This window comes from Rhodoferax aquaticus, from assembly GCF_006974105.1.
GTDB classification, from domain to species: domain Bacteria; phylum Pseudomonadota; class Gammaproteobacteria; order Burkholderiales; family Burkholderiaceae_C; genus Allorhodoferax; species Allorhodoferax aquaticus_A.
The window spans coordinates 3,918,920-3,932,685 of sequence record NZ_CP036282.1 but is presented as its reverse complement, the minus strand read 5'-3'; the positions used below and the strand labels follow the sequence as shown (position 1 = coordinate 3,932,685).

Genomic DNA, 13,766 nt, shown 5'->3' with positions numbered 1-13,766 from the left:
CCCTTTATGAAAACGATTGAAAACATCCTCCCCAAATTGGTGATAGCCCCTGGCTTTGTCATCGGCTTTGCCTTTATTTATGGCTTCATGATCTGGAACGGCATCCTGTCGGTCACCGGATCACGCATGCTGCCCAACTACGAGGAGTTCGTAGGTCTTGAGCAGTACGTCAAGTTATGGGAGATGGACCGTTGGTACATTGCCTTGAAAAACTTGGGCATTTTTAGTCTGTTGTATGTGGGCGGTTCCATGGCTTTAGGCATGGGCTTGGCCATTTTCTTGGACCAAAAGATCCGCTTTGAAGGTTTCTTGCGTACGGTCTATCTGTACCCCATGGCGCTGTCATTTATTGTGACGGGCACGGCATGGAAGTGGATCTTGAACCCGAGCTTGGGCCTGGAAAAACTCATGCATGACCTAGGCTGGGCCAGCTTTAGTTTTGACTGGTTGGTGCAAAGCGATACCGCCATTTACTGCGTAGTCATCGCAGGGATCTGGCAGTCTGCCGGATTTGCCATGGCTTTGTCGTTGGCAGGCTTGCGCGGTATCGACGACAGCATCATCAAGGCCGCACAGATCGACGGAGCATCGCTCCCCCGGATTTACTGGCGCATTATTCTGCCAATTTTGCGTCCCGTGGTGTTCTCCACCGTGCTGGTCTTGTCGCACTTGTCGATCAAGAGCTTTGACTTGGTGATGGCCTTGACGTCTGGAGGCCCTGGCTTCTCTTCTGATGTGCCAGCCACCTTTATGTATGTGATGAGTTTCACCCGAGGCCAGATTGGCTTGGGGGCAGCGAGCGCCACCATGATGTTGGCCTTTGTCGCCGCCATTGTCGTGCCTTACCTGTACAGCGAACTCCGCGCAAAACCCCACGACCGCTAAGCATATGATGTCCAAAAACCTACCCCGCATCCTGATTTACGGCGTCTTGCTGGTCGCCGCCTTCTTCTTTCTCGCGCCACTTTATGTGATGCTGGCAACCTCGTTCAAAGATGCGGAGCAAATTCGCTCTGGAAATCTGTTGAGTTTGCCGAACTCCTTGAACTTTGAGTCTTGGAAGTTGGCGTGGTCTTCTGCCTGTACCGGTGTGGATTGCCGCGGCTTGCAGCCTTACTTTATGAACTCCATCATCATGGCCGTGCCGGCCGTGTTGATCTCTACCGCATGGGGCGCTGTCAATGGCTACGTGTTGTCGATGTGGAAGTTCAGGGGCAGCGAAGTGCTCTTTGGCTTCATGCTGTTTGGTGTGTTCATGCCCTTTCAAGTGGTGCTCTTGCCTATGAGCCAAGTGCTCGGATTTTTGGGCTTGTCCAGTTCTTTGGGCGGCTTGATTTTGGTGCACTGCATTGCCGGCTTGGCGGGTACCACGCTTTTTTTCCGCAACTACTACACCGCCATTCCCCGTGAGTTGGTGAATGCGGCGCGCATTGATGGTGCCGGTTTCTGGCGCATTTTCTTCCGCATCGTGGTGCCTATGTCCACCCCCATTTTGATGGTGACCCTGATTTGGCAATTCACCAACATTTGGAATGACTTCTTGTTCGGCGTGGCGTTCAGCGGCGCGGATAGCAAGCCCATTACCGTGGGGTTGAACAACATGGCTAACACGTCGAGCAGCGTCAAGAGTTACAACGTCGACATGGCTGCGGCCGTGATTGCAGGCTTACCCACCATGCTGGTCTATGTATTGGCCGGTCAATATTTCGTAAAAGGTCTCACAGCTGGCGCTGTGAAAGGATAAACACCATGGCAGCTTCACTTCACATCGCAGGTATTCGTAAGGTATTCGGCAAAGGCGACAAAACCGTGGAGGTCTTGAAAAAGATCGACATTGAAGTCGCTCCGGGCGAATTTTTGATCCTCGTAGGACCCTCGGGTTGCGGCAAATCGACGCTACTCAACATCATCGCGGGCTTGGAAGAACCATCCGAAGGTGAACTTCGTATTGCCGGCAAAAACGTAGTGGGTGTTGCTCCTGCGCAGCGCGACATTGCCATGGTGTTCCAAAGTTACGCCCTGTACCCCACCATGAGCGTGGCTGACAACATTGGCTTTGCGCTCGAGATGCGCAAGGTGCCAGTGGAGCAACGCAAAAAGCGCATCGGTGAAGTAGCCGCCATGTTGCAGATTGAGCATTTGCTGGACCGCCGCCCTGCGCAACTCTCCGGTGGTCAGCGGCAACGCGTGGCCATGGGCCGTGCCTTGGCACGCGATCCCCAATTGTTCTTGTTTGACGAACCACTGTCGAACTTGGATGCCAAGCTGCGCGTAGAAATGCGCGCTGAGATCAAACGCTTGCACCAAGTGTCTGGCATCACCAGTGTGTATGTGACGCATGACCAAATTGAGGCAATGACTTTGGGTAGCCGCATTGCCGTCATGAAAGATGGCATCTTGCAGCAAATTGGCACCCCTGACGATATCTACAACCGCCCCGCCAATACCTATGTGGCCACTTTCATCGGTTCACCGACTATGAACTTGATCAAGGGACATGTGGATGTTGCTGGGCCCCAGGGGCGTTTCGTCTTCAACGGCAGCACGCTAGAAATTCCATGCCCATCGGTGGCGGGCGATGCCACTATCGGTGTGCGCCCTGAGCACGTGGCTTTGGTGCCCGATGCGACATGGCGGGGCGAGGTCAGCGTGGTTGAACCGACGGGTGCGGATACCTACGTCGTCGTCAAAACCGCCTCAGGCGATGTGACCGTGCGTACCTCTGCCAACGCCCATTGGAAAGCAGGAGACCAAGTGGGCTTGCAGGTCAGCACCGAGCACACCAGTTGGTTCAATGTACAAACCGGCGTGCGTATCGAGTAAACCGCAGTCGTTAAGCACCAAGTAAAAGTAGCGCGACGTTTGGTTTGATCCAGGAAGACGTTTGATTTGATCCAGCATTTTCGGCTGATTCTGACGCATCTTTGATCCAGCATTAAACCGGCTGTGAAACCGGTTCAAACCCACCTTAGTCAGATCGGGAAGTTGGCGATCAGCAGTTCGCCCTTGGGTTCCCGACCCTGCCCCGAGGCTCCCACCGTGTAATTGATCGATAGCCGCTGCATGGCCAGGCCCTTGAATGCCAGGCGCATCTGGGGAATGTCGTTCACGCTGACCAAGGCGTTGCCCTTCATGGTGCGCAGCAGCTCAGCCATCCGGTCGTATTGCTCCAGGCCAAAGCCCACTCCATAGCCTTCAGTGCCGTAGTACGGCGGGTCCAGGTAGAACAGGGTGTGCGGCCTGTCATAGCGCTCCACGCAGGCCGCCCAGTCCATGTGTTCAATGGTTACCTGGTGCAGGCGAAGGTGTGCCAGGCTCAAATCCTCTTCCAGGCGCAGCAGGTTCAACCTGGCCTTGGACGTAGTGGCCACGCCAAAGGTCTGGCCGTCCACCTTGCCGCCAAAGCCCAGCTTTTGCAGATAGAAGAACCTCGCTGCCCGCTGGATGTCCGTCAGGGTGTCAGGCGGTGTGTCCTGCAGCCAGCCATACATCTCCCGGCTGGCCAGCGACCACTTGAACTGCCTGACGAACTCCTCCAGATGGTTCTGGACGACTCGGTACAGCCGCACCAGGTCGCCATGGACATCATTCAACACCTCCACCTTGGCCGGTTCCTTGAGGAAAAACAGTGCGGCCGCACCGCAGAAGGCTTCCACGTAGCACTCATGTGGAGGAAACAGGGGCAGGATGTGCTGGGCTAGGCGGCGTTTGCCGCCCACCCAGGGCACCAATGGTGCAGCCTGGGCGTGGGTAGGTTTTCTAAGGGGTGCGCTCGCGCCTTTGGGCTTGGTCATAGTTGCCTTCAACGTTTGACGCTCCAGGGCGCGCAGGTGGGGGGCTCATGGCCCTCAATATGTTTAGCGTCCCGCATCGGGGGCACTTGATCTCTAACCTTGTGTATTGGGCTTCTGCCAGCTTTCTCTGGCATTGGCCACAACGAATAACTTCCATTCGGCATCTCCGATAATGGCCCGGCCTGTACAGGTGGCAGGGTCATCGGTCAATGCCGTGTCAACTCACGGCGGAGGCGGGGACTTGAGGTGTTAGCGCACCACAGGCCCTCGCCCTGTCTTTTAGGTGGCGCTGGCCAGCTTGGTACGCAGCTCGTAGCCCATCAAGGGCCAAATCTTCTGCACAGCGTTCTGGCGGGCAATTTTGCGGCCCACTTCGGCGTCGAAGTTCTCAGGGCTGGCGCAGGCCGACTCACCAGTGACGGTGAAGCCGTTTGCAAGAACCAGGACGCAGAAGGTCAGAAGCCCAAGTTCGGGGCGCAGCGGATGCACATCACGACGAATAACGCCGTCAGCGACGTTGTCCAATCCCTCCATGCGAGCGCCCTGCAGCGCGGTGAAATAGTGCTCGCTGGCGATATTCGCCTCAATGCCGGACGGCGTGACGCGAGGTGCGGTCAGGCCTTTGGCTTGGATTTCTTGCTCAATTTGGCCATCAGTCATAGTTTTCTCCAGCGTTGAATCAGGTTTGAGACTCGCTCACACAGTGCTTGTCGTGAGGGTCGAAATAGTCCAGCAAGTTCTGGCAGACCCACATCGCATGGGCCTTGTGCCAGCAGTCATCCTGCAGACCGATGTAGCGTGAAAGCCGGTCAGTGACCAGCTCCATGGGGCGCTTAGGAAACTCATGGAACCACAGGACTGCAATCGTCCAGTTCGCAACCAGGTCGACCAGATAGCCGGTGACCAGCGCGGGCGTGGCCAGCACCAGAGCTGGCTTGGTCAAGCGTTTGGCCAGATAGGCGCGGTAGAAGCCCATGATCAGGACGTACAGCAGCCAAAAGCCGTACAGGTAAGCCAAGGTCCACCCCAGCACGATCAACGCGTCCGTCATGCTAGCCACGCTGCAGCGGGCAGGTCTGCCTCAATGTCCGCAATACTGGTCGGCATGGGGCGCTTGCCCGCCTGCACTTTTGCCAGGATGTCGTAAGCCGCAGCCCAGGTGGCATCGCGCAGGTTGACGCAGGCCTGCCCCTCGGTCTTGAACTTGGGCACCGTGCTGGTGGCGTAGGTGCAGGCGCTGAGGATGTTGTCGTAGTTGCGCGTCTGTGCAAAGACGTCCAGACGCTGCTGGATGGCGGCGGCGAAATTCCGCTGCAGTTGCTCGGCCGTAGGTGCCTCTGGAGGCAGCTCTGGCTGCGGCACAGGTATGTCCTGGAACATCCATGCACCGTCCACAAAGTGGATCGTCTTTCCCGCCTGCGCTGCGGGTGGTTCGACCGTGGTGGCAAATGCTGGCACCAGCCAGTTGGAATGGTCCAGTGGATCTAGGTCCGCACGATCTTCACCCGCGAGTTGCAGGGTATCCGGGTTGTAGTGGAAAATTTTCATGATCAATCCTCAATACTTGATGCAAGCCAACATGGCCACGTTGCGTGGGCGGGTTTCAGCGGCAGTGCGTGGCGTTCCATTGGTTCCATCAGTGAGCGGGCCGCCAGTGTTACCGGGCGTTGATGTGGTGTCGTTTCCGCCCCCTGGAATGCCGCTGTTTAAAAATGATGTCGCGTGGGCAGCGTGAACGTGACCTTGCATCGCATCGGTCTGCAAGGTGCCAAATGCACGGCCACTGTCCACGCCACGCGCATCGTCCCATCCACGCAAGAACTCGCCACGCAGGTCAGGAACGTTGAAAGTAGTGCTACCGTCACCCACGCCGAAGGTGGTGCCAATGGATGCAAACAACGTTGCGTAGGTAGCGCGAGAAATTGCTGCACCGTTCGCCTTCAGGAAGCCTGTCGGTGCAGTGTTGCGAGCGAAGTAACAAATCTCGCCGGGTTGCTGGCCCCCACCAGCCGAAACACCCGTCGCCGGATTCAACAGCACCCACTTGTCCAGCGTCAGGTCGTATTGCAGCTCAATCCAATGTCCAGCACCTGCAATATCCCCTGCTGCCAGAACAGCCCCTGCGCCCTTGACGATAGCCTTTGCCGCAATGGTGCCGCTGGCAGGAGTGAAGGTCGGCGTGGTCGTGGCATTGGCCGCAGCCCCGCGCACATACAGCGCCATGCCATCCTTTAGCGCCGTGATGCCAGGCGTAAAGGTGGCCGTGATCGCATCGGCTGTGCCAGCCGCAGCAGCCGAGAACAGTTTCCCCGACTGAATGGCCGCTGCCACCTGCGTGTAGGTGGCCGGGACCGTCTTATCAAAAGCCACTGGTGCCAGGCCACCGGCCTTGATGATGGCGAGCAACTCCCAGATCACGCCATTCATGTCCTGGTCTGTTACTGCGGTCGTAGTGGCTGCAGATTGCTGGTGCATCCGATTGCCGGTACCGGCATCGGTGGTGTACGCATTACTTAGGGTGTAGTCCATGGATTACCTCAAACAAAAATCACGTTGACGCTGTACCGTGCTGGCACTACGCGTTGGAGATAGCAGGCCAATTCGCTGCCGTTGAGCGTGCCCTGCAGTAGCCTGTCATTCGCACGGGAAACACCCACGCGGAATGGGATGGACTGGATGGTTACGGTGATCCACAACTTGCCGTCGAGTTGCCCCAGGCGCTGGCCGCAGCGCATGCCCGTGCGAAAAGGGGTGTTGTAGACAACGGTCACCAGCGGATAGCCCAGCCACGCACATATCGCGATCAGCGCACCTGGGCTGGCAGGGCTGGAATCGGAGTACTCCAATGCCGGACCGCGCAGGCGGGCCAGCAGTAACTTGCGCCGAGTCGCATCGTCCTGGTTGAGTCCAAAGCAGGCATCCGGCAGGCCGGTGCACTCCTCCCATTCAGCCAGGCGTGTAACTGCCTGGTGCGGTTGCCACTGATTGGCGGTCAACCGAATGAACTCATGCTGCTCATTAAAAGAGCCTGCAACGCCCCTTAAAACCCGCATCAAAGTCGCCAATGGGTCGCGCGGCCAGGCAAAGCCTGTGGGCAGCAGTGCGGCGAGGGCTTGCCAGAACTTGTTCATGGTCAGACGAACGTCACCGTGCCCAGCACCAACAGGCTGTTGTAGGTTCCCACTGTGAACATGCCACCCTCGGTCAAGGCGGGCGCACTGATGGTGTGGTTGTACTCACCAATTACCCCGCTGATGACTTCCTTGAGGTGGCTGTGTGGAATCGACCCACCAGGAACCGCTTCCCTAAAGAACAAGTCCTGCAATGCCAGAACCACGGCCGCGCGGATCGCGGCGGTGTCGGGCGACACGTTCAAGGTCACATTGATGGCCACGGCCGTGGGGATGATCACAAACAGCTCGTCCGGCGGGCCGCGTTTGGGATCGCGTATGTAGTCAAGTACCAACTGCTGCTGGCCAGTGGTCGGCAAGCCGGGTGAAGCATTGCCATCGGCCATGATGATCACGCCCGCCGTGGTGGCTCCGGACGGATTGCGCACACCCCAGGCACGGGTAATACCTGCCACCTGCAGCGCCCAGCGCGCATAGTCTGCCGGACTGCCGCCCATAGGCTCATTGGACAGCCGCTGCTGCAGGCGGTATTTGGCCTGCGTGTCAGTCTCGGGGTCTGCGCCACCTGTGATGCCGTTGGGCATGGCCACGGTAAACACCGCATCAATTCCGGCTACAGCCGACACCAGGGTGAGGTTTGTTCCACCGGTTAAGTTCCCAGCACCGCCAGCGACCAACGCCGTCACCGTGGCTGTGACCGTGCCACCCACCGCCACGGCCACATCAGCAGCCACAGCGTACTGGCGACCATCGGTAGTTTGCATGATGGTTCCGGCCGTCAACAGGGTTACGGCCACTCCGGTGCCAGTAACAGAGCCGCTGGCGCTTGATGCCACCTTGCGCGCCATCCCATAGGTGGCCAGCCAGCCCTCCAGAAACTCCCCTGTGGACTTGATTGGAATCGCCTGGGGGGCAATGAAGTCGCGCAGGTAGCGCAAGACACTGTGCAGCCCCATCCCCAGCACGAATGAAAACGCCTTGGTGTTGCTGCGCGCCAAGTCCTGATCGGCCGGGCTTAGGCTTCTGAGTGGTGCGCCGATCTGCTGTGCGGCCGCCAATGACTGCTGTAGCAGCCGCTCTGAATTCCCGCGCAACTCATCAATGGAGGGAATCGCCGTTCCCAGTGGTGTAGTGCTCATTGCGCCAGCCTCCGAATGCTGGTGCCCCAGAGCACGTCATAGACCGGACGCACTTGGCCAGGCTTGTAAATGGCCGGACGCACAGCAAGGCGGTCCTGGCGCTCCCCCACCCACTGAGCAGCCACATCTACCCGACTAGCAATACCATCGCGCACCATCCATTCCAGAGCCTCAGAGGCCGCAAAGCGCGCCCGCTCAAGTACATCCTGGCTGGCCTTGCCCGCGTAGCAGGTCCACAACAAGGAACCCCATGGGTCTGGCCGGGAATCAAAGTCATCGGTGGCGAACTCATCGCCCACCCAGCCACGCCGGTCTGTATCGCCCGCAGGCAGCTTGTCGTCTGGGCCTGCGCGCCGGTCGGTAAAGAGAGAAATGATCACGGCTGTCTGCATCGTGTCTTCCAGCTCCACCGAGTAGGTGGCCAGCACATCGGCATAGACCACGGGCACACCGTTGGGTTGCACGAAGTCTTTCCAGGGATAGCTGACGGCAGGTCCGGGGGTTACCAACCGCCAATCGAACGGCAAACCAAAGACGCTCGCGGCGTCTGTGGAATTGGGCTGGGGTCGTGTGGCCACATCAAACATGCAGCCAGTGTCTTAAACCCCGGTCAATTGGTCATGGTGAAACACTTCACCGGATCACGGGCCGTGGCTTAGAAGTTGGCCGTGGAACCTGCACCGTTTTGCACGTTGCCGTGGTTGTGGCCAGCGACTTCTTTGCTGCCCACCTTGAGGCTGGTGGCGGCCGCAACGGTTTGCGAGGCGAGGGACTGAGAGGTAATCGCAGCCGATGCCGCAACGGTGGGCGTGTTCAACGCCACACCCACGCTGGCATTCACAACGAACTGGTCGCAGTCCACCTGCACAATGCGTCCGGCGCGCATGCGTACCGTGTGACCTTCCTTATGCCAGATCGCCACCTCATAGGCAGGCAGTTGCGGCCGCTCGGCAGTGCGGTCCATCCGCACGATGATGGTATGGCCCCCAACTTCCAGCTTCAGGCCCTCACCGTCTACCGGATTGGCTGCAAAGCCGTAGTCCTGCGGCCGTTGCGCATCGTCTCGCACATCGCCCTCGAATCCTTCCACACGGCCCTTCTGAAACTTGCCTTCCTTGAGCCCACGCACCCGCACCCATCGCATCAGGTTGGCCAGCATCAGTTCGCCCCTTGCGCACGGTCACTCGGGCCGCGCGGATGGTTGGTGGTGTTGCCCTTGTTGCCCCAGTTGCGGCGCTTTACCTTGGATTTAAGCGGGGCGGTGTCATAGGCCTCAATGGGGCGCACCAGCAGCTCAGTCACATCGCCTTCCTTGAGGTCACAGGTTTGCTTCACCCCACAGATCAGCCACTCGGCCCCATCCAGCCCGGCCACATCGTCATAGATGGCCACGCGCTGATTCAAGGGCCAAGGTTCGCCCTGGAACGTCCAGCCCTCCACCGTGTAGCGAAACCCATAGGCATGGCCACGGCGCACGCGCAGGGTGTGGTCTGCCTGCGTCTGCAGCTCAGCCTGGGTGGTGTTGCCCTCGGCATTGATCACCAGCGGCAGATAGCGCGTGATCTCAGAATCCTTGGAGCTGGCTTTGAGGCCCTTGGCGGTGTCAAAGTCCTCCACCGTATTGCACTGGCCATACACGAAGTACTGGCTGTGGCGCTGCTCATCGCTGCCCACGGATTCCATGGCAATCACATTCTGGCCGCGCACGATAGAGCCCTTAAACCGGTCCTTGCCCGCCTTGGTCAGTAGCACCCGGCCTGCATCGTCCCTAGTGACCAGAATGCCCCGCAGCCTGGCCGCCCGCGCTACCGCATCCAGGGCAGTCTCACCATGCCCCAGTTTGAAGTCTTTCACCGGGTCGCCCAGATCCGTTGCAACCTCTAGCTCCAGGCCAAACGGGCTGATGATGTCCTTGATGATCCGATCTACAGTCACATTGCGCCACTGCCCACCCTTGTAGATGGCTGAGCAGCTCACTAGGTCGCCCGTGCGGTCCCGCCCCATGACGCGCATGCCACATTCACTGCGCCTGTAAAACGGCTCGGCGGCCAGCACATAGCCCGTAATCACCACCTTGTCCCCAATGCGCACCCGAACGGCATCACCCCGGTGAATCCATGGCGGTGCGCCAGGCACCAGCGAAATCGGAATCGAGAACGTACCGGCCAAGGCTTCCAGGTTGCGGTCCACCTCGCTCTGCAACCAGCCCTCATACGCCGTCCAGCCAAACCCATCCAGGCCCAGCACCTCCACCACAATTTTTGCAGTGTCGCGGGTAAAGCGCTCCTCGCCAGCTTGTATTGGCTTAGCCATCAGTCGTGCCTCATCACGCGCAGCGGCTTGCCTGGTGGAACCAGCAGCGGGTGGGTAATGTGCGGGTTCATGTCCAGAATCTCATCCGCATAGGCCACGGTGCCAAACAGCTTGTAGCTCACCAGCCAGACCGGCATCCAGCCGTCCGGCGTATAGGTGGTCAGGCGAGCCAGATCGCGGCTGCGGTCGCGTATGTCGGCCAGCGAAGCACTCAGCATGGCCATCGTGGCGTCATGCCAGGAAGAGGTCGGCAAGGTATCACTGGCGGCCTGGGTGGAGGCGCGCAACAGCAAACGCGTAGCCTGGTCATTCACCTTACCGCGCAGCGCAAGGGCATCGTCGTAACTTGTCATATCGGCGGCTGCAATAGCCTGCACCCATCCGGCCAACGCCAAAGACTCCACCAGCTGGTCGCTGGTGTCATTCAGCACGGCCAACTGCCTGCGGGCCGGTGTGTCCAGGCCCAGGCCAGTGGAGCTGCCAGTGCCGTACATCACCAAACCCGCCCCGACTGCTGGCATCACAGACACTTCAAAGTCCTTTCGAGCGACTTTTTTACCCATGTCAAACAGGCCTTCAAAGCTGGCGGCAAAGTCCCGCGCAGCGGCTGAGCTGAGGTCGGTTGGCAGAGCAAACAGATTGGATATGGCCTTCGCCAATTGACGCGGCTGACGCACCAGAGTGCTGATCCCATCGCGCACCGCCTGGTAGTTGCCAATGGCAGTGTTGGTGAAATCTCCCAATCCGCTTGTCACCTTGGACATATTTGCCCAGATCGCGCTCACCGAGTCGGTGACCCGCGCCACAGAACGATCAGCCGCCCAGCCAGGCTTGTTTGATAAGTCGTACGCAGCAAAGAATGCATCCATGCTGGCAATTTGCGCTGCTAGAGACTTCTCCTTCGCCGTAGCCTGCGTATTGGCCACCCCTCTCGGATACCTACGCACTTCACCACGAACAAACGTCAGGTCAAACCGCGCCATGCCGCCTTCGGCCGTTGGGTTTTCCTTGATCGAATATTTGGCCGATACAAACACAGACATAGTGCCTGCTGTGGGGTGAACTAGGTCGCCACTACCCGGCGCATCCAGCGCTGCACGCAGGGCATCGCGCTGCTCCATGTAATCGTCGCCGATCACATACGCCGAGAACTTGATTTCTTCGGCCCCTTGCCCCATACGGAACACGGTGGGCAAGTCCTGGAACGGGTACTCCCGCACCACCAGGTTGTAGCCAGCCTGGTGCTCTATCGAGTCAACCTGGAAATACACATCCCGGAATTTTGCGCGCAGAAGTTGATCAATCCAGATGGGCATCAGCGCAAGCTCCCCGGATTGGTTGCACCAGGGTTGATGCGGATCAGCGATGGCTGCTGTAGCACCCGCGTTGCCGCAGTGACCCGCTCATCCGTAACCCGCAGATCAATTCCAAGAGTGCCTTGCCCCACATCCAAGCGGCCACTTCCAAGACCTGTAGCCCCCGCAAGGAAGTCAGTGCCAGCGCGTGGTGCGGAAATATTGACAGCACTCATCCGGGCAAGCGGGCGGCTATTCATCTTCTCAAACGCATCCTCTGCTGCGAGTGAATTTGCAGCATCTTTGCTGCCAAAGAACGCCCCCACGCGCGCCATGCCGCGCCCCAAGCCATTCGCAAAGGTAGTCCCCTCCAAGGCATGGTCATACAACAAGGTGCCCGCCCCATATCCCACGGCACCCGCGCCTGCAACGCCCAAGCCACCGGCAGCAATGCCCAAGCCACCAGCGGAGACGCCACCAAACAGCGCACCCAAGCGCCCGGCTGCCCCACCTATCCATCCGCCCACCTTGCCTGCCAAGCCACCTCCAGTGGCCAACGAGAATCCACCAGCCGCCAAAGCCGCAGCACCTAGCGCAGTGGCGGCAAGCATGGCCGAACCAGTCAACTTTGGAAAATCCGATGCCAAACCACCAAACGCATCAGCCGCCTTACCAATAGCGGGTGTCAGACTATCCATGGCCGCTTTTTCAGCAAGTCGTTTGTCTTCGCCCGCCTGTTCCAACTTGAAGTCTGAAGTCCCTGAAATCACACCATAGGACGTATCCGTCTCCATCTGACCCGCGCCCCTGCCATACTGCGCACTCGCCTTGTCCAACACGTCGCCGGTGTACTGGCGGTTATTGACCAACCCCAGAAACGCCCCCAGCGACTGCTGGTTGTGAAACAGCTTGCCAACCGCCGTGCCTTGCATCTGTGCAGCCATCGCCTCAATCGTGTCTTTGCGGCCAGCCTTGTCATCGGGGTTCAAGGCTTGCAACTTCTTCTGCAAAGCCTGATAGCCCTCGTTTTTGGACATGATCTTGTCCATCATGTCCATGGTTGCACTCACCTTATCAACGCCCCGGCTCTGGTAATCCAAATACACATCGTTCACCGATTTCAGCTTGGATTCCTTCTCCCCGCGCTTCAAATGATGGCCACCATTCATATATTGCTCGGCCATAAACCCCGTGAAATGCCCGGTGTTCAGCTCATTGAGCAAATCTTTAAGGTTGTTTCCGGCCTCATCTTTGGTGCCAGCCGTAATCACAGACGCTTGGTTCCATGCCATCAGCTTGGCCAAGCCCGCCTTGCCACTCAAGCCCAGGTTGCCCGCCATGGCCATTTGCTGTGGCAGCCACTTGCTCATGTCCTTCAGCTCAAAGCCACCCGCCTGACCGGCTGCCATCGCCGCGCTCAGCACGCTGGGCAAGTCTTCAGTCTTGATCTTGAAATTCTGCTTTGCCCGTATCCCAATATCCGCCAGCTCACTGGCCGATGCACCGGACGCGGTTGACGCTTTCATGATGCCTGGCAGCATCGCCATTGCATCCGCATCAGACACAGTGCCAGAGGCCAAAATTTTGTCCAGCGCCCCCGCCGCCTGTTCCCGCGTTCCACCACCATGCTTGCGCGCCCGGTTTATTGCGGCCTCAAGCGTCTTCATGCCCTGCACCCGTCCCGCCGCATCCCGGTCGGAGAACGCAGTGTTTGCCATATTGGCCATCAGTCGGTCATAGCTCATTGCCTCTTTAGCCGGGTGTGCCAACGCCATGGTGGCCCCCGCTGCACCTGCAGCCCACGGGGCCGCAGCCTGAAGCGCCCGCCCATACTTTTCAACGGACTCCCTTGCACGTGCCGCGCTTAGCGCAATTTGAGAAAAATACTGAGACTGGCGCGCCAAACTTGCGTTGTGCACCCCGCCAATGCGCATCAAGGCCTTTTCATAGGCCCCAAACTTAAGCTCAGTTTTCCCCAGCTCCTTCTGAATCTTCTCTTGTGCCTGCACCAGAGCCTGCGCATCGCTACCCGCCTTCTCGCGAATGTTGGACACCAGGTCGATGAAGTACTTCAGCTTCATTTCACGCATAGCC

At 58.8% G+C, this 13,766-nt stretch carries 16 protein-coding genes; 3 read left to right on the top strand and 13 right to left on the bottom strand.

What is annotated here, in order from left to right:
- The first annotated feature begins 6 nt into the window (after positions 1–6).
- Genes EXZ61_RS18185 through EXZ61_RS18175 form a run of 3 tightly spaced genes read left to right on the top strand, consistent with a single transcriptional unit; the run spans position 7 to position 2,823 of the window.
- Positions 7–885, top strand: a complete 879-nt coding sequence (locus tag EXZ61_RS18185) for a carbohydrate ABC transporter permease (protein WP_142813103.1) — start codon at positions 7–9, stop codon at positions 883–885.
- A 4-nt stretch (positions 886–889) separates the two neighbouring features.
- Positions 890–1,744: a carbohydrate ABC transporter permease gene (locus EXZ61_RS18180; RefSeq protein WP_178084866.1), complete on the top strand. Its 855-nt coding sequence runs from the start codon at positions 890–892 to the stop codon at positions 1,742–1,744.
- Positions 1,745–1,749: 5 nt separating this feature from the next.
- On the top strand, positions 1,750–2,823 hold the full coding sequence (locus EXZ61_RS18175; RefSeq protein ID WP_142813102.1) for an ABC transporter ATP-binding protein: 1,074 nt from the start codon (positions 1,750–1,752) through the stop codon (positions 2,821–2,823).
- 149 nt (positions 2,824–2,972) lie between these two features.
- On the opposite strand, the gene EXZ61_RS18170 is transcribed toward EXZ61_RS18175, so the two are convergent.
- From EXZ61_RS18170 to EXZ61_RS18110, 13 genes are all read right to left on the bottom strand, one after another.
- On the bottom strand, positions 2,973–3,794 hold the full coding sequence (locus EXZ61_RS18170; protein WP_142813101.1) for a DNA adenine methylase: 822 nt from the start codon (positions 3,792–3,794) through the stop codon (positions 2,973–2,975).
- On the bottom strand, positions 3,760–3,951 hold the full coding sequence (locus EXZ61_RS18165) for a Com family DNA-binding transcriptional regulator (protein WP_142813100.1): 192 nt from the start codon (positions 3,949–3,951) through the stop codon (positions 3,760–3,762). The genes EXZ61_RS18170 and EXZ61_RS18165 overlap by 35 nt, the downstream gene beginning before the upstream one ends.
- Positions 3,952–4,073: 122 nt before the next feature.
- On the bottom strand, positions 4,074–4,454 hold the full coding sequence (locus EXZ61_RS18160) for a Gp49 family protein (RefSeq protein ID WP_142813099.1): 381 nt from the start codon (positions 4,452–4,454) through the stop codon (positions 4,074–4,076).
- Positions 4,455–4,473: 19 nt separating this feature from the next.
- Positions 4,474–4,845, bottom strand: coding sequence for a hypothetical protein (locus EXZ61_RS18155; protein ID WP_142813098.1), 372 nt, complete (start codon positions 4,843–4,845; stop codon positions 4,474–4,476).
- Positions 4,842–5,342, bottom strand: coding sequence for a hypothetical protein (locus EXZ61_RS18150; RefSeq protein WP_142813097.1), 501 nt, complete (start codon positions 5,340–5,342; stop codon positions 4,842–4,844). The genes EXZ61_RS18155 and EXZ61_RS18150 overlap by 4 nt, the downstream gene beginning before the upstream one ends.
- 9 nt (positions 5,343–5,351) lie before the next feature.
- Positions 5,352–6,323, bottom strand: a complete 972-nt coding sequence (locus EXZ61_RS18145; RefSeq protein WP_142813096.1) for a phage tail protein — start codon at positions 6,321–6,323, stop codon at positions 5,352–5,354.
- An 8-nt stretch (positions 6,324–6,331) separates the two neighbouring features.
- Positions 6,332–6,925, bottom strand: a complete 594-nt coding sequence (locus EXZ61_RS18140) for a putative phage tail protein (RefSeq protein WP_142813095.1) — start codon at positions 6,923–6,925, stop codon at positions 6,332–6,334.
- A 2-nt stretch (positions 6,926–6,927) separates the two neighbouring features.
- A complete protein-coding gene (locus EXZ61_RS18135) occupies positions 6,928–8,064 on the bottom strand; it encodes a baseplate J/gp47 family protein (RefSeq protein WP_142813094.1) in 1,137 nt (378 codons plus the stop codon).
- Positions 8,061–8,651: a phage GP46 family protein gene (locus EXZ61_RS18130; RefSeq protein ID WP_142813093.1), complete on the bottom strand. Its 591-nt coding sequence runs from the start codon at positions 8,649–8,651 to the stop codon at positions 8,061–8,063. Before EXZ61_RS18130 ends, EXZ61_RS18135 begins: the two co-directional genes overlap by 4 nt.
- Positions 8,652–8,719: 68 nt before the next feature.
- Positions 8,720–9,223 (bottom strand): phage baseplate assembly protein domain-containing protein, encoded by a 504-nt coding sequence (locus EXZ61_RS18125; protein WP_142813092.1) that lies wholly within the window; start codon positions 9,221–9,223, stop codon positions 8,720–8,722.
- Positions 9,223–10,377, bottom strand: a complete 1,155-nt coding sequence (locus tag EXZ61_RS18120) for a phage baseplate assembly protein (RefSeq protein WP_142813091.1) — start codon at positions 10,375–10,377, stop codon at positions 9,223–9,225. Before EXZ61_RS18120 ends, EXZ61_RS18125 begins: the two co-directional genes overlap by 1 nt.
- Complete coding sequence (locus EXZ61_RS18115) at positions 10,377–11,693, bottom strand: DNA circularization protein (protein WP_142813090.1); 1,317 nt, start codon at positions 11,691–11,693, stop codon at positions 10,377–10,379. The genes EXZ61_RS18120 and EXZ61_RS18115 overlap by 1 nt, the downstream gene beginning before the upstream one ends.
- Complete coding sequence (locus EXZ61_RS18110) at positions 11,693–13,762, bottom strand: phage tail tape measure protein (protein WP_142813089.1); 2,070 nt, start codon at positions 13,760–13,762, stop codon at positions 11,693–11,695. The genes EXZ61_RS18115 and EXZ61_RS18110 overlap by 1 nt, the downstream gene beginning before the upstream one ends.
- Positions 13,763–13,766: the final 4 nt, after the last annotated feature.